The following is an 18,317-nucleotide window of genomic DNA, read 5'->3' as shown; positions in this document are numbered from 1 at the left end:
TCCTTATCTTACTTGACCTGCAATTATTACTTTAATTTTGTTTGTGCTTCCATGTACACCCATACTATCACCACTTGTTAAAACAAGAATGTCACCATCCTTGGCCAAGCCTCTGCTTTCCAACTCCATAGAAGCAGATCTATTGACATACAGCTTAGACATTCTAGTAGAGTCAAAATATAGAGGAACAACTCCTCTAAACAATGTCATTGCTCCTAATGTTGTAGCATTACGTGATAGTGCATAAATAGGTAAATCAGAATTTATACGTGACATCCAGCGTGAAGTATTCCCACCCTCTGTCAATACAATTAAACCTTTTGCTCCAATGTCATTGGCTATTTTAACAGCAGCGACTGATACAGCATGATCCACTCTATCACAATCAGCAATTTTTTGCTTTTTAGTAATATGCGTATACTTACTTCTTTCTGCAGACTCACAAATTCTTGACATTGCAGAAATAGTTTCAACAGGATACTTACCAACAGCTGTTTCAGCTGATAACATCACTGCATCAGTACCATCAAATACAGCATTTGCTACATCAGATGCTTCAGCACGAGTAGGAGATGAATTCTCAATCATTGACTCCATCATTTGAGTAGCTGTGATAGAACCCTTCTCATTTCTTCTGGCTGTACTAATAATTAATTTCTGTACAGTAGGGACATTTTCATCGCCGATTTCAACAGCTAAATCACCACGAGCCACCATCACAAGATCAGAAGCGTCAACAATGCCTTTGAGGTTATCTTCTAATACGGCTTCTGCTCGCTCGATTTTAGCAACCATTGCAGGCTTCCAACCAGCCTCATTAACAAGCTGGCGAGCATATTCCATATCTTTGCCATCTCTAACAAATGAAACAGCTAAGAAATCCACCTGAAGCATAGCTGCTACTTTGATATCTTGCTTATCTTTATCTGTTAAAGCTGGTGCAGTAAGTCCACCGCCTTTTTTGTTGATCCCTTTGTTATTAGAAACTTTACCACCGATAACAACTTTTGTTACAGCTTTGTTACCTTTAACAGAATCAACTTCTAGAACAATTTTACCATCATCTACCAATAGTATATCGCCCTTCTTAACATCTTGAATAAGCTCTTTATAGTCAATACCAACTGTATTTTCATCACCATCTTCGATACCAAGATCTGCATCAAGTGTGAATTTTTGACCTTTCTTGATTATCACAGAACCATTCTTGAACTTCGATAGTCTTATTTTTGGACCTTGTAAGTCCGCTAAAATACCGACATAAGTATCTTGTTCTTTTGCAATTTGACGTATCAGATCAACTCTTTTACGATGATCTTCAGCAGATCCATGCGAAAAATTACATCTTACCGCATTAACACCTGCTTTAATCATCTCTGTCAACGCTTCTCTAGATTCACTAGCAGGACCAAGCGTAGCTAAAATTTTCGTTCTTCTCATATAAATAACCTACAGTTATATAGTTGCTTTCTCTTTAAATATTTCTACAGCAGGTAGTTTCTTACCTTCAAGAAACTCTAAAAATGCTCCACCAGCAGTTGATATATAAGACACTTTTTCTTTAATATCAAATTTCTCAATCGCTGCAATAGTATCACCACCGCCTGCAACAGAGAAAGCATCTGATTCAGCTATCGCTAATGATAGAGCTTTTGTACCTTCTGCAAAATTATCAAATTCAAATACCCCTACAGGACCATTCCATAGAATAGTGTTAGCAGATTTTAAAAGCTCTGCAATATTTCTTTCAGACTTTGGACCTATATCTAGTATCATTTCATCATCAGCAACATCAGCAACATCTTTAACTACTGCAACAGCATTTTCGCTAAACTCTTTGGCAACTCTTACATCTACCGGTACAGGTATGTTTACACAAAACTCTTTCGCTTTTGCCAAGATATCTTTAGCTTCACCAACTAGATCTTCTTCATATAGTGAATTACCAATATTAAATCCTTCAGCTTTTATGAAAGTGTTTGCAATACCTCCACCAACAATAAGAATCTCAACCTTATCAAGAAGATTGTGTAAAACAGATAACTTTGTTGAAACTTTAGATCCACCAACTATAGCAGCCATTGGTTTCTTAGGAGCCTTCAAAGCTTTTTCTAGTGCTTTGATTTCATTAGCCAAAAGTAGACCGGCACACGCTACAGGCACATACTTAGCTACTCCATAAGTCGATGCTTGAGCTCTATGAGCTGTAGCAAATGCATCCATAACAAATACATCACCAAGACTTGCTATTTTTTTTGATAGCTCATCGTCAGACTTTTTCTCACCTTTATTGAAACGTACATTATCGCACATAACAATTTCACCAGCTTTAGCATCAACACCATTTAGCCAATCTTTAGCAAATCTAACTGGTTTATTGATGATTTGGGATAATGCTTCAGCAACAGGTTCAAGTGAAAACTGAGAGTCATACTCGCCTTCTGTAGGGCGACCAAGATGTGACATTAAAATCACTGCTCCACCTTGATCTAAAATATACTGAATAGTTGGAATAGCTGCCTCTATTCTGACTTTGCTTGTAACCTTGCCATCTTTGACAGGCACATTAAAGTCAACACGAACTAAGACTTTCTTGTTCTTAAGATCAACATCTTTTAATGTTAGAAAACTCATTTATACCACCTATAAGTGTTTACAGAGCTCCAAAGTACTCTACTACTCTTATCATTTGATTTGTATATGACATTTCATTGTCATACCAAGATACAACTTTAACTAGAGACTTATCTCCAAGTGAAGTAACTTTAGTTTGAGTTGCATCAAATAATGATCCTTCAGAGATTCCTATGATATCACTAGATACTAACTCTTCTTCTGTATAACCAAAAGATTCATTAGCAGCAGCTTTCATAGCAGCATTTACATCTTCAGCTGTTACACTCTTAGACACTACAGCAACTAATTCTGTTAATGACCCAGTAGGAACGGGAACACGTTGAGCAGCTCCATCTAACTTACCTGCAAGTTCAGGAATTACCAAACCAATAGCTTTAGCAGCACCAGTTGAGTTAGGTACAATATTTACAGCTGCAGCTCTTGCGCGACGGAAGTCATTTTTAGCATGAGGTGCATCTAAAGTATTTTGGTCACCAGTGTAAGCATGAATAGTTGTCATAAATCCACTTTCAATTGTTGCTAAATCATGAAGACCTTTAGCCATAGGAGCTAAACAGTTGGTTGTACAAGAAGCTGCTGAAATAATTTTCTCATCTGCAGTTAATATATCATGATTAACACCAAAAACTACTGTTGGCAAATCATTACCAGCAGGAGCTGAAATAACTACTTTTTTAGCACCAGCATCAATATGAGCTTGTGACTTTGCTTTTGATACATAAAAACCTGTACATTCTAATACTAGATCCACTTTCAATTCACCCCAAGGCAAATTAGCTGCATCTTTTTCAGCATATATTTTAATTTCTTTACCATCTACAACAATAGCATCATCTTTTGCAGTTGTAACAGCTACTTTTGAAAATCTACCTTGAGCGGAATCATATTTTAATAAATGTGCTAACATTTTTGGATTTGTTAAATCATTGATCGCAACAATCTCTATACCAGCCTTGTCAAACATTTGACGAAAAGCTAAACGACCAATTCTACCGAAACCATTAATTGCAACTCTCATTTTAATCTCCTTAAGATATTATCTTTCGAAAGTTTATTACACATATTTAGCAACTATGTTGCTGATATTTTCTACAGTAAAACCGAAATGCTTAAATAAATCCTCAGCTGGCGCGGACTCACCAAAACTATAAATCCCTTTTACTTCACCACCAGCTTTAGGCATATACTTATACCATCCATCAGGCTGAGCCATCTCAACAAAAATCGCTGGAATATCATCTCTTATTACTGATTTTTTATACTCTTGAGTTTGAGTATCGAAAACGTCGACACATGGAATAGAAGCAACATTAACCTCCACCCCTTTGTCTTCATATTTTTTTGCTACTTTAATAGCTAACTCGACTTCTGAGCCAGTAGCTACAATAGTTAGTCTAGCATCGTTATTATTTCTGACTAAATATCCGCCTTTCACAATATTAGAAACTTGTTCTTTAGTCTGAACCACAGGCTCTAAACCTTGACGCGTTAGTACCATAACACTTGGAGTCTCATTAGACTTAACCGCTTCATTCCAAGCAACCATTGTTTCTATAGTATCTGCTGGTCTCCAAACATTCAAGTTTGGTATCAATCTTAAACTAGGAACGTGCTCAATAGGTTGATGAGTAGGGCCATCTTCCCCTAACCCGATTGAATCATGTGACATCACATGCACAACAGGCTGTTTCATAAGAGCAGACATTCTAATAGCATTTCTAGAATAATCACTAAATACTAAGAATGTACCTCCGTATGGCTTTAAACCACCGTATAAACTTAGACCGTTCATAATAGCAGCCATACCAAACTCTCTCACCCCATAAGAAAGATAGTTAGCTCCTTTATCAATATTGTTCAGCCAAATTGACCCACTCCAATTAGTGTTATTTGATCCTGTTAAATCTGCTGAACCACCAAACATTTCTGGCATATTCTTACACAACACTTCTAAAGCCATCTGAGATGCTTTACGCGTAGCCACTTTTACAGGATTCGCTAATTGTGAAGCAATATATTGATTAACTTCTTGCTCAAGATTTGCAGGCAACTGCTTTTTCAATACTCTATCAAATTCTTCAAACTTAGGATTACTCTTATATAAATCCAATTGTTTCTGCCAATTTGCCTCTAAAGCTTGACCTTTTTCTTTAGCATCCCAGAATTTGTATACATCATTAGGAATTTCAAAAGGAGCATAATTCCAACCAAGCTCTTTTGCAGCAGAGGTTCTTTCTTGCTCACTCAAAGGTGAGCCGTGTACAGAAGCGGTACCAGCCTTTTCTGGAGAGCCAAACCCAATAACCGTTTTACAGCAAACCAAAGTTGGCTTACTTTGTTCAGATTGTGCTTTAGCTATAGCTTTTTCGATAGCTTCGAAATTATGACCATCTACATTTTCAATCACATTCCATCCGTAGGCTTTGAATCTCTCAACTGTATTATCAGTAAACCAGCCTTTTGTATCCCCGTCTATAGAAATACTATTATCATCCCAAAATGCTATTAGTTTATTTAGGCCTAAGGTACCAGCTAATGAGCAAGCTTCATGAGATACACCCTCCATTAGACACCCATCGCCTAAAAATACATAAGTGTGATGATCTATTACTTTCAAGTCAGATGTATTGTATCTATCTGATAATAGTTTTTCACCTAGTGCCATACCAACAGCATTAGCCACACCTTGACCCAACGGTCCAGTTGTAGTCTCTACACCAGGCGCATAACCATATTCAGGATGTCCTGGAGTTTTAGAATGAAGCTGTCTAAAGCTTTTAATATCGTCTATATTCAAATCATAACCACTAAGATGCAGTAAAGAGTATAAAAGCATAGAACCATGACCATTTGAAAGTACAAATCTATCACGATTCGTCCAGCTTGGATTTTGAGGATTGTGTTTAAGAAACTTGGTCCACAAAACTGTAGCGATATCCGCCATACCCATTGGCATACCAGGATGTCCTGACTTGGCTTTAAGTGTTGCATCGATAGATAGAAATCTTATAGCATTTGAAAATTCTCTAGGGATAGATAAAGACATTATTACTTGATCCTTTTACTGTATTGTCAATTTAAAAAAATATAACTAGTAAGATGATACAGTAGAGACTTTCATAAAACAAGAAATGTATATAGAATAGTATAACAATACGACAATGAAAATATAATGTATGAAAGGCAAACATAGCCAGGTAAATTATGGCATATATGCAAAGCAAAAAAGAGACTTAGAAAATATCAATATTGCTGTAGAAAATTTAAACAACATTTCTAAACTTATAGCTAATACAACACACATATTTAACTGCTCATTCTCTTTTTTTGAAGAAAAAAATCATGCGTGCATTAAATATCACATAGACGGTTCACTTAAACTAATTTGCCAAGAATCACTCGAGCAATTTAACTACCCTATCTCTGTGTCAAACAGCATAATAATCACTGAGGATGATAGGCTCGTACAAGACAGCTTACATGAACCGTTCATCTGTGAAAGCGCAATAATAGATTTACAAGATATTATCAAAGAAGAAATACTTTTAGAACTACCCATGGCGCCAAAAAAAGACTCTAGCTCTTGTAAAAAGACAAAAAAACATTCATACTATAGCGAGCAAGAAATTGTTACCGAAGAAAAAGTGAATCCTTTTGAGGTTCTCAAAAAGCTTAAGTAACACAGAATTTAAAAATATAAATAAAAGAGGTTATCTAAAAATGGCTGTACAACAAAACAAAAAAAGCAGATCAAAAAGAGACATGAGAAGGTCTCACGATTCTTTAACAACTCCAACTCTATCTACTGATAAGTCTACAGGTGAACTGCACTTAAGACATCACGTTTCGCCAAATGGCTTTTATAAAGGTAAAAAAGTAGTAGATACAAAATCTGAAGACTAATATCATTCCAGTCAACCTTTAGAATCATCTCACACTATTACTTATGCCTTGGTTAGTGAGTATTTAGAAATATATCAATTAGCGACATAGGAAGTTTTATTTATTATGGGTTACAAAATATCTATAGATGCAATGGGTGGAGATAATGGTCTAAACACCACTATCCCAGCAGCTCTTGAAGCAGTTAAGAAAGACTCTAACTTACAAATAGTATTAGTCGGAGACCACCACAAGGTGAAAAGAGCTTTAGACAGATATTCAAAAGTCAAAAAAATAAAACTGCCAGTTTTACAAAGAATTGCCATTCATCATGCTAGCGAAACTGTCGGTATGGATGAGTCTCCATCAATTGCCGTAAGAAAGAAAAAAGATTCTTCAATGCGTGTAGCAATAAACCTTGTTAAAGATGGTACAGTGGATGCATGTGTGAGTGCTGGTAATACAGGCGCATTAATGGCAACCTCCAAATTTGTCTTAAAAACTGTGAACGGGGTAGATCGCCCTGCTATAGTATATGCACTTCCAGCATTTAATAGAGAGACCAAACAGCTCAGCAAAACTTATATGTTAGACTTAGGTGCGAACGTGGTTTGCTCTTCTGAACAGCTTTTCCAATTCGCAATCATGGGCTCAATACTTGCTGCCAGCTCAAAAGGCTTAGCTGAACCCAGAGTATCTCTGCTAAATATTGGTGAAGAAGAGATGAAAGGCTTAGATAACATCAAAAATGCTTCAAAACTTTTACAGAGTTGTGATTTTATCAATTATCAAGGGTATATTGAAGGAAAACATATTTTTGATGATAGTACAGATGTGATTGTATGTGATGGCTTTGTCGGCAATGTTTCCCTTAAAACAATGGAAGGTAGCTTAAGACTTATAGAATCATTAATTAAAAAATCGATTACAGAAACATCGCTACTTATGAAAATACCTGTAATCATGTCTCTACCTTTATTCAAAAAGATGAAAAAAGGAATGAACCTAGATAGTTTTAATGGCGCATCATTATTAGGTTTAACGGGTATTGTCGTTAAAAGTCATGGTAGTGCAAGTGCCAATGCATTTGAAACTGCTATTTATGAAGCAATCAAAGAAATCAAACACAATATACCAAAAACAATTCAAGAATCATTAGAAAAAGTTCTTTAATCACATTCAATCATGATACAATATTTCAGGATAGTAGGCTTTCTTTGGATTGCTTACAATAATGGTTTTTGTTACTAATCTAACTAAATAGGTATGACTATATAATGTTTTCGCAAATACTTGGTACAGGAAGTTACTTACCTGAAAAAATCTTAACCAATGAAGATATAAGTAAATTTGTTGATACTTCGGACGAATGGATTAAACAAAGAGTTGGTATAGAGAGACGCCATTGTGCAAATGAAAAAGAAACTACAAGTTTCATGGCAACTAAAGCTGCTGAAAAAGCTTTAGAGTCTGCTGAGATTAATGCTAATGACATCGATATGATAATAGTAGCAACGAGCACACCAGATTTTATTATGCCATCGACAGCATCAATGGTACACCAAAACTTAAAGATTGATCATTTTAACGTTAGATGTTTCGATATATCTGCAGCTTGCAGCGGGTTTGTATACGCTCTTGACATAGCAAAACAATATGTAGAAACAGGAACATCAAAAAACATCTTAGTAATTGGCGCTGAGAAAATGACTCGAGTTCTTGACTGGAGTGACCGCTCTACCTGTGTACTTTTTGGTGATGGTGCTGGTGCTGTTGTTATCTCAACCAGTCATGAGAAGAAGATTTTATCATCTTTACTTTATACTGATGGTTCATGTCTAGATATGCTAAATGTGCCTAACAACCTTCCAACATCGAGGGGAGAAGGAATAAACATAGATCCATACTTAATCATGGAAGGAAATAAAGTTTTTAAATTTGCTGTTTCAAGACTTTCATCTCTTGCTGATGATTTAATTAAAGAAGCAGGGATACAGTCTAATGAAATTGACTGGTTAGTACCACATCAAGCAAACTATAGAATATTAAATTCAACTGCTAAAAAAATAAATATGCCTATGTCAAAAGTAGTTACAACACTTCAAGATCATGGTAATACATCGGCAGCATCAATACCTTTAGCACTAGACCATGCAGTCAGAACAAACCAAATTAAACCTGGCGAGACAATCATCTCAGAAGCATTTGGAGCTGGATTTGTCTGGGGTGGATTTATTGCAAAAATTTAATCTTTTTTTGAAAGTTACTTCAATATCATAAAGGAGAATTATTATGTCAAAAATAGCTGTGGTTTTCCCAGGTCAAGGCTCACAAAAACTAGGGATGCTTCAAGATTATTATGAAAAATTTGAAACGTTCAGAAGCATTATTGACGAAGCTAAAACACATTTAGGCTACGATCTATGGAATATCATCCAAAATGATGAGTCAACACTAAACAAAACTGAGTTTACTCAGCCAGCATTACTAGCTACAAGTTATGCTATATACAAAGTATTGAAAGAGCAAAATCCAGAACTCAAAGTAGAATATTTTGCTGGACACAGCCTAGGAGAGTACACTGCCCTTCTAGCAGCTGAATGTATCTCATATAAAGATGCCCTGCAGCTAGTATCAACTCGCGGAAAACTAATGCAAAATGCAGTAACTGATAAAGAATGTGCGATGAGTGCAGTCCTAGGGCTATCAAATGAAGATGTTATAAGCAGCTGTGAAGAAGCTGCTGATGCTGGAGTTGTTGAAGCAGCTAATTTCAACTCAACTGGTCAGGTCGTAATATCTGGTGAAAAAGCTGCTGTTGAAAAAGCGAATATAATTGCAAAAGAAAAAGGTGCTAAAAGAGCGCAAATTCTTGCTGTAAGCGTACCATCGCACTGCTCACTTATGAAAAATGCTGCTGATAAGTTTGAGTCAGAGCTTGATAATGTAGAATTTAAAGAACCCACTACTGCTATAGTACAAAACTATGATGCAACATCACATGCAACTCCAACAGAGATAAAATCAGCCGTTGTTAAACAACTCTACAAGCCTGTACTTTGGACTCAATCAATAGAAGAGTTAGTTGAACTTGGCGTTACTGAAGTTATTGAATGCGGACCTAATAAAGTCTTGTCAGGACTAATAAAAAGAATCGATAAGTCATTAACTATCAAAGACACTAATAATGTTGATAGTTTAGAAAATATTTAAAAGGAGATTAACAATGTCTTTAAATGGTAAGATTGCTCTAGTTACGGGAGCTAGTAGAGGTATTGGTTTTGAAGTTGCTCAAGCACTAGCGACTAGAGGAGCTATGGTAATAGGCACAGCCACTAGCCAAGGCTCTGCAGAAAAGTTTGAAAATGAAATGAAAAACAAGGGTTTTCAAGCTAGAGGCCTAGTTTTAAATATCTCTGATATTGAGAGCATCAAAAACTTCTTTGCTGAAGTAAAAGCTGAAAAACTAGTTATAGATATACTAGTTAATAATGCAGGTATAACTAGAGATAATCTAATGATGAGAATGTCAGAGGATGAGTGGGAAGCAGTAATCAACACAAATTTAAGCTCAATTTTCCGCATGTCAAAAGAATGCGTCCGAGGCATGATGAAAAAAAGATGGGGTAGAATCATCTCAATTGGCTCTGTAGTAGGCTCAGCTGGTAACCCTGGACAAACAAACTATTGTGCTGCTAAAGCAGGTGTTATTGGTTTTTCAAAGTCATTAGCTTATGAAGTTGCTACACGCAATATCACAGTAAACGTTGTTGCCCCTGGCTTTATCACAACTGATATGACAGATAAGCTAACAGATGAACAAAAATCATTCATTTCAACTAAAATACCATCAGGTCAAATGGGTGAACCAAAAGATATCGCAACAACTGTTGCTTTCTTAGCTTCTGATGATGCAAAATACATAACAGGACAAACTATCCACGTAAATGGTGGAATGTATATGGCTTAAATTTTGCAAAGTTATTGCAAAACTGATTAAAAAATAATATCATTGGATTTGAATAGTAATTTTAATTTTTTCAAAACAAAAATAAGAAGGAAAAAAACATGAGCGCAAATGAAGTATATGCTAAAGTAAACTCTATTATCGTTGAGCAACTAGGTGTTAAAGAAGAAGATCTTAAACCAGAAGCTTCTTTCATCGATGACTTAGGTGCTGACTCTTTAGATACAGTTGAACTTGTAATGGCTCTAGAAGAAGAATTCGATACTGAAATTCCAGATGAAGATGCTGAGAAAATCAGAACTGTTAAAGATGTTTACGATTATATCGATTCTAAAGTAAACTAATCAAAATTAATCTCCAAGTCCGTACGATATATTCGTACTTTTTTCTAAATGAATATAAACAGGTTAATTTAAATTATGAAATCTAATCGTAGAGTAGTTGTTACTGGCCTTGGTATGGTAACACCTTTAGGAAATGATGTCCCTACAACTTGGGCTAATATTTTGGCTGGTAAGAGTGGTGTAGAAACATTAACTGGTTTCGATACACCTGCTCCAGATATTAGCGAATTTAAAGTTAGGTTTGCAGCAAGGATTAAGAACTTTGATGTAAATGCACTTGTAGGCAAGAAAGATGCCAAAAGAGTAGATCCTTTCTGCTACTATGGTATTGCTGCTGCTAATGAAGCTTTAAAAGATGCTGGTATTGATAAGGTATCTGAAGAAGATTCATATAAGTTTGGTGTTTGTGTCAGTTCTGGTATTGGTGGTATCGAAACATTAGAGACTACTAAATCTATAATAGATACAAAAGGACCTTCTAAAATATCACCATTCTGTATTCCATCGTCTATTGTTAATATGCTATCTGGTATTATTTCAATAAACCATGGTTTACGTGGACCTAATGTTCCTATAGTTACAGCTTGTACAACTGGTACTCACAACATCGGTATGGCTGCAAGATTAATTGCTAGCGGTGATGCAGATGCTATGCTTGCTGGTGGTTCTGAGAAGGCTAGTAACGCTATAGGCATGGGTGGATTCGCTGCAGCTAGAGCATTATCAACTCGTAATGATGATCCTCAAGGTGCTTCTAGACCTTGGGATAGAGATAGAGATGGTTTTGTTCTAGGTGATGGTGCTGGTGTTGTTGTACTCGAAGAGTATGAAAAGGCTAAAGCACGTGGAGCTAAGATATATGCTGAAGTACTTGGCTTTGGTATGTCTGCTGATGGCTATCACATGACTATGCCATATGCTCCAGGACAAGAGAGATGTATACAAAACGCTTTGGCAGATGCTGGTCTTGAAAATGATCCTGATGCTATTGACTATGTAAATGCTCATGGCACCTCTACTCCTCTAGGCGACGTACAAGAATCTCAAGTTGCAGAAAAAATAATTGGCCAGTATAGAAAAGATCTTGTAATGAGCTCTACGAAGTCTATGACTGGACACTTGTTAGGTGCTGCTGGTGCAATTGAATCAATATTCAGTGTACTATCGATAAAAGATCAAGTAGCTCCTCCTACAATTAACCTTCAGAACCTAGACGATGGTTGTAATTTAGATTATGCTGCTAATGCTGCTAAGAAAATGAAGATTGATTATGTACTTAATAACTCTTTTGGGTTCGGTGGTACAAATGGATCAGTCATTTTCAAAAAAGTTTAATTTAGAAGTCTCTGATTTCATATTATCATAAAGCCACATTTGTGGCTTTTTTTATTTATAAGGAAAATATCATGCAAATCCATATTATAGATTTGAAATATATCGTTAATGAAAATCAGGTAGCAAATATTAGGCCTCAACATAGAGAGTTTTTAGATATTGGATATGACAAAGGCATCCTTCTAGCTTCAGGACCCAAATCAGATAAGACTGGAGGTGTTATACTAGCTAAAGGCAGTATTGAGGAAATTAAAAAATTTATTAGAAATGATCCTTTTTATGTTAATAAAATCGCCGAGTATAACTTTAGTACTTTTGATGCTGTCAAGCATATAAAAGAATTAGCTAAGCAATAAAAGTACCATACATCATTTCCCTCTTTTTACCGAACCCTGTATCTTTCTTAACTTCAAAACCATATTTCTGAAGTAATTTTCTAATTTTTGATGCTGATGTAAAAGTTGCAAAGCTAGTTTGTTTTTTAGAGACTTTTGCCATATCTACAAAAAATGATTCATCCCAAATACTACTATTTTTTGCAGGTGAAAATCCATCAAGAAACCAGGCATCTATTGTATCTAAATCATAAGTACCAATGTATTTTGCGTCATCAATAATCAATTTTAGAATTATATTATTAAATTTAAGTATATTTAACCCAGGTTTGGGGTCATAAGTACTCAAAAGTTTTTCATGCCCTGCTATACCATTTAGTGCTATAAATATCTCTTTTAAATCACATGGTGAAATAGGATGTTTCTCAAACGAGATATATTCTAATTTAGCATTATTGGGAGCTAAGCTTTCCCAAAGATTCATAGTTAGAATAAAATTTAATCCACTACCAAACCCTGTTTCACAGATTCTAAAGACTTGATGATTCGTTAAATTCTTAAATCTATTCTCTAGATGATTATGCTCTAAATAGTTATAAGTACTTTCACCAATGCCTGATGTACTAGAGAAATAAAAATCATCAAACAATTCTGATTTTGGAGTGTCATCTTGCCATATTATTTTTGTATACATATTCTTAATTACTTTTAAATAAAGTCTGCTATCAATTAACAAGACTCCTATCTTGCTAAAAGCAACCACTTGTGCAAAAATAACCATTCTATATCTTCACAATATAAAATCAACATGGAAAGTGGAATAAATAATTCATCATCATTCAAGAATAAACTACTAATAACTTTTATATGTTACCTTTGTTACTTTTATACTGCCAATGTCGTTCTAGTAACAGGGGCTGTCATGAAACCCCTATCTGAATATTTTAATAATAGTAATATTGGCTTTGCATTCACATTTATCAACGTAGCAATGTGGTTTGCTATATTGATTATTGGTATTTTGATGAATAGATTCTCAATAAAACTATTATTAATAGCAGCTGTGGCTATTGGTGTAGTTTCATCACTAGTTACTGCTATTGCTCCATCAATGTTTACTCTTAAGGTGTTGCTAACTTGTGTAGGTATAACAGGTGGACTATTTATGGCAATAGCAAGCTACATGATTGTACATATCTATAACGATCATAAGATTAGAGCAATGAATGTTATTTTTACAGATTTCTTCTTTAGTTTTGGTGGAGCTCTGATTCCAATTTTTGCAGCCTACCTGATCACACAAAATTTTCAATGGTATACCATTTATTCAATACTACAAATAACTGCTGTTATAATTTTGCTTCTAGTTATCTTTTCTGATTTCACAATACTAAACAGACATAAGACTGAAAGCGATGTTAAAACAAACCTAAGCTTTTCATCATGGAGTTTAAGTTTATACTGTATAGCTTTTGCTGCATTCTTGTTTCTACTAGCTCAATTAACTATGACTAGCTATGCTCAATCTTATTTCCAAGAAATATTAGGGTGGGGTACTATTGATGCAAACAAACCTCTTTCATATTTCTGGACAGCTCAATGTGTCGGATTGTTTATAAGCCCACTTATAACAAGATTTGTACCTTTAAGATATATTCTACCAACATTTATGCTAGTTGGATTGGTAGCATTATCATGCATATTATATATTCCTGATATGAGCACAGTAATAAAAGCGGCTATAATATTTGGTTTATTTAATTGTTATATATATGCTGGTTTACTTGCTTATGGAACTTTCCAAATGGAAAATGCTCCTCCAACACTTATTACAACAATTCTTTTATTTGGTACAACAGGTACGGCTCTATCTACAACTACAGGCGCCTTTATAAACAAATATTTTGGACTTACTAGTGTAATGCATGCTGTAGTGATCTTTTATATAATATCTTTCATACTTGTAATCCTTGCTGTTTTATTCTCAAAAGAACAAAAAAATGCCTAAATGTAACTGCATTAACTATAAGTTTTTCTAATAAAGGATATAAATACTTTTAGTTATAAAATGGTAATCTGATCGTGTATATTTATACAAAATTTATTTTTAAAGTAACGATAGAGAACCATGAAAAAAAATTTTACTCAACCAATGATCCTAGGCGTGCTATTAGTAGCATTTCTTGCTAGCATAGCTTATTTTATAGCGAAAATTCCTGCAATTGAAGACCTTGGAATTAGCCCACTAATTATAGGGATTGTACTAGGTATGGCCTTAACTCACACACCTGCAAGTAAGATTATTCACAAATGGAAGGAAGGTATTGTATTTAGTGCAAAAAAAATCCTTAGATTTGCAATAGTCTTTTATGGTTTTAACCTGACTTTTCAATTAATTGCTTCTGTTGGTTTAGCGGGTCTTTCAGTATCAATAATTATGTTGGTTTCAACTTTGGTTATAGGTATTGTGCTAGGTACTAAAATATTTGGATTAGATAGAGATAGCTCTATTCTAGTTGCTGCTGGTAGTGCTGTATGTGGTGCTGCTGCTGTATTAGCTACTGAAGGGACTTTAAAATCAGAACCATATAAAGCTGCTATGGCTGTAGGTACAGTTGTATTATTCGGGACTACAGCAATGTTCTTATACCCTATTCTAATGAAAGCTGGTCTTTTAGGTCATATGACTGATGCTCAGTACGGTATTTTTGCTGGTGGTTCAATACATGAAGTAGCTCAAGTAGTAGCTGCTGGTAGTGCTGTAAGTGCTCATGCTGAAGAAGTTGCCGTAACGGTTAAAATGATTCGTGTGATGATGTTAGCCCCTATGCTAATCGTGATAGGTATATGGATAGCTAAGTCTGCGGCAACTGTGAGTGGGATTAGTGGTTCAAAACCTGAAAAAGGATCAATCAAGAAAATCATTCCTTGGTTTGCTATTGGTTTTATAATAGTTGCAGGATTCAACTCTTTAGACTTACTACCAGTAACAGCAGTTAGTAGTATAAGAGTAGCTGACCAGTTTTTATTAGCTATGGCGATGACTGCTTTAGGACTTGAAACTCATGTATCTAAATTTATCCAAGCTGGAATAAAACCTTTAGTATTAGCGTTAATATTATTCGCATGGTTATTTTTTGGCGGCATAGCAATCACTTATGGTATTACTAGTATAATATAGCCTCTTATTTGACCAAAGCTATCCTATTTTGAAGCTAAATAATGTATCATATCTAAAAATAATAATCTGATAATTTTCACAAACAATGAAACCTATTCTTAATGCTGTAACAACTATTGCTAGAAAAGCAGGTAAAATTATTCTACAAGCTCAAAATGATCCTAGTACTATCCAAATTTCTCAAAAGTCTGATAATACAACAGTCTCAAATATTGATGTGGCCGTAGAAAATTTTATCATCGATAATATCAAAAAATCTGGATTTAATGACTATTTCATAACTGAAGAAAGTGGTGAGTTTGGTAATAAAGACAGCCGCTTCACATGGATTATAGATCCTATCGACGGTACTAATAACTTTGTCCATGGTTTACCACACTGCTGTATCTCAATAGCTGCTAAAAAAGATGGAGATATTGTCTTAGGTGTTATTTATAATCCATTCTTAGATTTAATGTTTTGTGCTTATAAAGGACAAGGCGCTCTACTTAATGGCAAGAAAATTAGAGTTGCACAAAGTCAAGACTTGGAGAAGGCTTTGATTTCAGCATCTCTAAAATATTCACGTAGAATATTCAAAGATACTTATGTTGCTGAACTTATCAAACTTCAACAAGTGATTTCTGGCTATAGATATTCTGGAAGTATAGCTATGGACATGGCTTACTTAGCGGCTGGTTATATCGATGGATTATGGGCTTGTGGTAGTGTCAAAATATGGGATTTAGCAGCTGGATATATAATCATGAAAGAAGCTGGTGCTATAGTTACTGATATTCATGGTACTAGCAATCTTGAATCTGGTCTAATCGTAGCAGGTAATAAAAAAGTCCAACCTAAGCTTATCAAAATTTTAGCAAAACATATCAAATAATGAATACCCGTGCTATTGCAGCTAAGTCAATTTTAGATATCATTGATAACAAATACTCTCTGTTAACTATAGAACATAAACTTATTGAATATAATTTATCAGATAAAGATAAATCGTTCGTAAAACTATTATGCTATGAATTCTTTAGAAATTATTATTCTTTAGAGAATGTAGCTAGTTTATATTTAGCTGAAAAAACTAAGCTAAAAGCTAAAATATTAGTAATGTTGGGTATCCTACAGATTTTTGAGATCAATCAACCTCATTATGCTAGCATTAATGAAACTGTAGCAGCTTGTAGAAATTTAAAGATACTATGGGCAAAAAAACTTGTTAATGGCGTACTAAGACAAGTAGTTCGTGATTTAGAGGATATTACGCCGAATTACACAGAGCATAAAAACCATGATCTTGCGCCATGGCTTAATAATATACTTAAAGAACAATACCCTATTGATTATCAAAAAATTGCTAAAGCTGTAAACTCAAAAGCAGATATGTTTGTTCGCCTGAACGAAGCAAAAGAGCCTCAATATGTTATTGATTATTTTGATAAAAACAATATTAGCTATTCAAAAACTGAGCTAAAGAACTGCATCAAATTAGATAAAGCGATTGATGTTAGAAATAATACTCTTTTTCAACAAGGTTATTTTACTGTTCAGGATATATCTGCTCAGTATATGGGTCATATCATTAATCCACAATCTAATGATATTATACTGGATGCTTGTGCTGCTCCTGGTGGCAAAACAACTCATATCCTAGAATTAGCTCCACAAGCTAAAATTACAGCTATAGATATTATTGATAAACGTTTAGAATTACTTAAAGAAAATATAACAAGAATAGCCAAAAATAATCATGTAAATGTAATCAAGCATGATCTGACACAACCTCTAGCGGGACAGTATAATAAAATTATCCTAGATGCCCCATGTTCTGCTCTTGGCACACTTAAGAGAAATCCTGATATCAAAGTATTACGAAAGCCTCAAGATATAAAATCCATACAAACACTCCAAGCTCAAATACTTGATAATCTATGGTGTAATAATCTGCTAACTGATGGCTATCTGCTATATATTACATGCTCAATATTACAACAAGAAAATCAATTACAAATAAAGAATTTCCTATCAAAACATCAAGATGCTGAGATTGTAGAAATTAAAATTCTAGAAAATTATAAAACTGATTATGGTTATCAGATATTACCTACAGAAGATAAGGGTGATGGATTTTATTATTGTTTGATTAAGAAGATTTCTTCTTAGCTGCAATTCTCTCAGCTGCTTCCTTTGGAGATATAGATAATTTTAGTCTATTCAGTTTATATCTATTATCAAAGAAAATATCATCTATTCTATCATCAATAATAAATCCTAATGCTGTATAAAATGCTAGAGAGTGCATATCAGAACAATAGACATAAGCAGTATCTATATCATGACTCTCAAATAAGTACTTAACCATTGCTTCACCAAGACCTTTACCAAAAAAACTTGGTAGTACAGGAGAAAATAGTAACTCCTTATCTCTGATGCATGCAAAACCGACGTTTTCATCATCTACAACTTGAACAAAACACTTGGTTTCTGGTGTATTTAAATATTTTTCTTCTAAAATTTCTACTTCTTTATTTATCTCACTTGTTGTAAGAAATTGACAAGTTGTAGATATGCATTCTTTCCATATATATAGCATATCTTTGAAGTCTTTAGATGTCGCTTTTCTTATTTTCATAGTAATCCTTAGGCTA

The 18,317-nt window shown here is 34.5% G+C and carries 19 protein-coding genes; 13 read left to right on the top strand and 6 right to left on the bottom strand.

The features are described 5' to 3' along the window. Positions 1-3: 3 nt before the first annotated feature. From pyk to tkt, 4 genes are read right to left on the bottom strand one after another with little or no spacing between them, the layout of a single operon-like run. Complete coding sequence (gene pyk / locus F7308_RS04955; RefSeq protein WP_013922759.1) at positions 4-1,440, bottom strand: pyruvate kinase; 1,437 nt, start codon at positions 1,438-1,440, stop codon at positions 4-6. 15 nt (positions 1,441-1,455) lie between these two features. Next, positions 1,456-2,634 (bottom strand): phosphoglycerate kinase, encoded by a 1,179-nt coding sequence (locus tag F7308_RS04950; protein WP_013922758.1) that lies wholly within the window; start codon positions 2,632-2,634, stop codon positions 1,456-1,458. Between the two features lie 19 nt (positions 2,635-2,653). Further along, a complete protein-coding gene (gene gap, locus F7308_RS04945) occupies positions 2,654-3,655 on the bottom strand; it encodes a type I glyceraldehyde-3-phosphate dehydrogenase (protein WP_013922757.1) in 1,002 nt (333 codons plus the stop codon). 36 nt (positions 3,656-3,691) lie between these two features. Then, entirely contained in the window at positions 3,692-5,683 is a 1,992-nt protein-coding gene (gene tkt / locus F7308_RS04940) for a transketolase (protein WP_013922756.1), read from the bottom strand. 130 nt (positions 5,684-5,813) lie between these two features. Between tkt and F7308_RS04935 the strand changes: the two genes are divergently transcribed. From F7308_RS04935 to F7308_RS04895, 9 genes are all read left to right on the top strand, one after another. Beyond that, a complete protein-coding gene (locus tag F7308_RS04935) occupies positions 5,814-6,317 on the top strand; it encodes a YceD family protein (protein WP_013922755.1) in 504 nt (167 codons plus the stop codon). A 40-nt stretch (positions 6,318-6,357) separates the two neighbouring features. Continuing rightward, a complete protein-coding gene (gene rpmF, locus F7308_RS04930; protein ID WP_013922754.1) occupies positions 6,358-6,540 on the top strand; it encodes a 50S ribosomal protein L32 in 183 nt (60 codons plus the stop codon). 105 nt (positions 6,541-6,645) lie between these two features. Further along, a complete protein-coding gene (gene plsX / locus F7308_RS04925; RefSeq protein WP_013922753.1) occupies positions 6,646-7,692 on the top strand; it encodes a phosphate acyltransferase PlsX in 1,047 nt (348 codons plus the stop codon). Between the two features lie 104 nt (positions 7,693-7,796). Next, complete coding sequence (locus tag F7308_RS04920) at positions 7,797-8,768, top strand: beta-ketoacyl-ACP synthase III (RefSeq protein WP_013922752.1); 972 nt, start codon at positions 7,797-7,799, stop codon at positions 8,766-8,768. 43 nt (positions 8,769-8,811) lie between these two features. Further along, entirely contained in the window at positions 8,812-9,732 is a 921-nt protein-coding gene (gene fabD, locus F7308_RS04915; RefSeq protein ID WP_013922751.1) for an ACP S-malonyltransferase, read from the top strand. Between the two features lie 13 nt (positions 9,733-9,745). Further along, the gene (fabG, locus tag F7308_RS04910) at positions 9,746-10,489 is read left to right on the top strand and encodes a 3-oxoacyl-ACP reductase FabG (RefSeq protein ID WP_013922750.1); all 744 of its coding nucleotides are present in this window, start codon (positions 9,746-9,748) and stop codon (positions 10,487-10,489) included. A gap of 98 nt (positions 10,490-10,587) precedes the next feature. Then, entirely contained in the window at positions 10,588-10,830 is a 243-nt protein-coding gene (acpP, locus tag F7308_RS04905) for an acyl carrier protein (protein ID WP_004287370.1), read from the top strand. A 75-nt stretch (positions 10,831-10,905) separates the two neighbouring features. After that, positions 10,906-12,165 (top strand): beta-ketoacyl-ACP synthase II, encoded by a 1,260-nt coding sequence (fabF, locus tag F7308_RS04900; protein ID WP_013922749.1) that lies wholly within the window; start codon positions 10,906-10,908, stop codon positions 12,163-12,165. 71 nt (positions 12,166-12,236) lie between these two features. Further along, entirely contained in the window at positions 12,237-12,521 is a 285-nt protein-coding gene (locus F7308_RS04895) for a YciI family protein (RefSeq protein WP_013922748.1), read from the top strand. Here F7308_RS04895 and mnmD read toward each other — a convergent pair. Beyond that, a complete protein-coding gene (gene mnmD / locus F7308_RS04890) occupies positions 12,511-13,194 on the bottom strand; it encodes a tRNA (5-methylaminomethyl-2-thiouridine)(34)-methyltransferase MnmD (RefSeq protein ID WP_041263916.1) in 684 nt (227 codons plus the stop codon). The genes F7308_RS04895 and mnmD overlap by 11 nt on opposite strands. A 114-nt stretch (positions 13,195-13,308) precedes the next feature. On the opposite strand from mnmD, the gene tsgA reads away from it, so the two are divergent. The 4 genes from tsgA (at position 13,309) to rsmB (ending at position 17,832) form a co-directional block, all read left to right on the top strand. Next, positions 13,309-14,508 (top strand): MFS transporter TsgA, encoded by a 1,200-nt coding sequence (gene tsgA, locus F7308_RS04885; protein WP_083817025.1) that lies wholly within the window; start codon positions 13,309-13,311, stop codon positions 14,506-14,508. A 120-nt stretch (positions 14,509-14,628) separates the two neighbouring features. Then, complete coding sequence (locus tag F7308_RS04880; RefSeq protein WP_013922745.1) at positions 14,629-15,681, top strand: YeiH family protein; 1,053 nt, start codon at positions 14,629-14,631, stop codon at positions 15,679-15,681. 85 nt (positions 15,682-15,766) lie between these two features. Next, on the top strand, positions 15,767-16,555 hold the full coding sequence (locus F7308_RS04875; protein WP_013922744.1) for an inositol monophosphatase family protein: 789 nt from the start codon (positions 15,767-15,769) through the stop codon (positions 16,553-16,555). Continuing rightward, positions 16,555-17,832: a 16S rRNA (cytosine(967)-C(5))-methyltransferase RsmB gene (gene rsmB / locus F7308_RS04870; protein WP_013922743.1), complete on the top strand. Its 1,278-nt coding sequence runs from the start codon at positions 16,555-16,557 to the stop codon at positions 17,830-17,832. Before F7308_RS04875 ends, rsmB begins: the two co-directional genes overlap by 1 nt. Here the strand turns inward: rsmB and F7308_RS04865 are convergent. After that, positions 17,813-18,301: a GNAT family N-acetyltransferase gene (locus tag F7308_RS04865; RefSeq protein WP_013922742.1), complete on the bottom strand. Its 489-nt coding sequence runs from the start codon at positions 18,299-18,301 to the stop codon at positions 17,813-17,815. The two genes, rsmB and F7308_RS04865, sit on opposite strands and share 20 nt — an antisense overlap. Positions 18,302-18,317: the final 16 nt, after the last annotated feature.

This window comes from Francisella salina, assembly GCF_000219045.1.
GTDB lineage: Bacteria > Pseudomonadota > Gammaproteobacteria > Francisellales > Francisellaceae > Francisella > Francisella salimarina.
Note: the sequence above shows the minus strand (reverse complement) of the source record. Positions and strands in the feature narration are given on the sequence as shown.

Bases quoted from the DNA above. Each gene is read 5' to 3' on its own strand.
- acpP (WP_004287370.1), top strand. From the start codon at position 10,588: ATGAGCGCAAATGAAGTATATGCTAAAGTAAACTCTATTATCGTTGAG.
- F7308_RS04935 (WP_013922755.1), top strand. From the start codon at position 5,814: ATGAAAGGCAAACATAGCCAGGTAAATTATGGCATATATGCAAAGCAA.
- tsgA (WP_083817025.1), top strand. From the start codon at position 13,309: ATGGAAAGTGGAATAAATAATTCATCATCATTCAAGAATAAACTACTA.
- F7308_RS04880 (WP_013922745.1), top strand. From the start codon at position 14,629: ATGAAAAAAAATTTTACTCAACCAATGATCCTAGGCGTGCTATTAGTA.
- mnmD (WP_041263916.1), bottom strand. From the start codon at position 13,194: ATGTATACAAAAATAATATGGCAAGATGACACTCCAAAATCAGAATTG.
- F7308_RS04875 (WP_013922744.1), top strand. From the start codon at position 15,767: ATGAAACCTATTCTTAATGCTGTAACAACTATTGCTAGAAAAGCAGGT.
- F7308_RS04950 (WP_013922758.1), bottom strand. From the start codon at position 2,634: ATGAGTTTTCTAACATTAAAAGATGTTGATCTTAAGAACAAGAAAGTC.
- pyk (WP_013922759.1), bottom strand. From the start codon at position 1,440: ATGAGAAGAACGAAAATTTTAGCTACGCTTGGTCCTGCTAGTGAATCT.
- fabD (WP_013922751.1), top strand. From the start codon at position 8,812: ATGTCAAAAATAGCTGTGGTTTTCCCAGGTCAAGGCTCACAAAAACTA.
- fabF (WP_013922749.1), top strand. From the start codon at position 10,906: ATGAAATCTAATCGTAGAGTAGTTGTTACTGGCCTTGGTATGGTAACA.
- F7308_RS04895 (WP_013922748.1), top strand. From the start codon at position 12,237: ATGCAAATCCATATTATAGATTTGAAATATATCGTTAATGAAAATCAG.
- tkt (WP_013922756.1), bottom strand. From the start codon at position 5,683: ATGTCTTTATCTATCCCTAGAGAATTTTCAAATGCTATAAGATTTCTA.
- fabG (WP_013922750.1), top strand. From the start codon at position 9,746: ATGTCTTTAAATGGTAAGATTGCTCTAGTTACGGGAGCTAGTAGAGGT.
- gap (WP_013922757.1), bottom strand. From the start codon at position 3,655: ATGAGAGTTGCAATTAATGGTTTCGGTAGAATTGGTCGTTTAGCTTTT.
- F7308_RS04865 (WP_013922742.1), bottom strand. From the start codon at position 18,301: ATGAAAATAAGAAAAGCGACATCTAAAGACTTCAAAGATATGCTATAT.
- rpmF (WP_013922754.1), top strand. From the start codon at position 6,358: ATGGCTGTACAACAAAACAAAAAAAGCAGATCAAAAAGAGACATGAGA.
- rsmB (WP_013922743.1), top strand. From the start codon at position 16,555: ATGAATACCCGTGCTATTGCAGCTAAGTCAATTTTAGATATCATTGAT.
- plsX (WP_013922753.1), top strand. From the start codon at position 6,646: ATGGGTTACAAAATATCTATAGATGCAATGGGTGGAGATAATGGTCTA.
- F7308_RS04920 (WP_013922752.1), top strand. From the start codon at position 7,797: ATGTTTTCGCAAATACTTGGTACAGGAAGTTACTTACCTGAAAAAATC.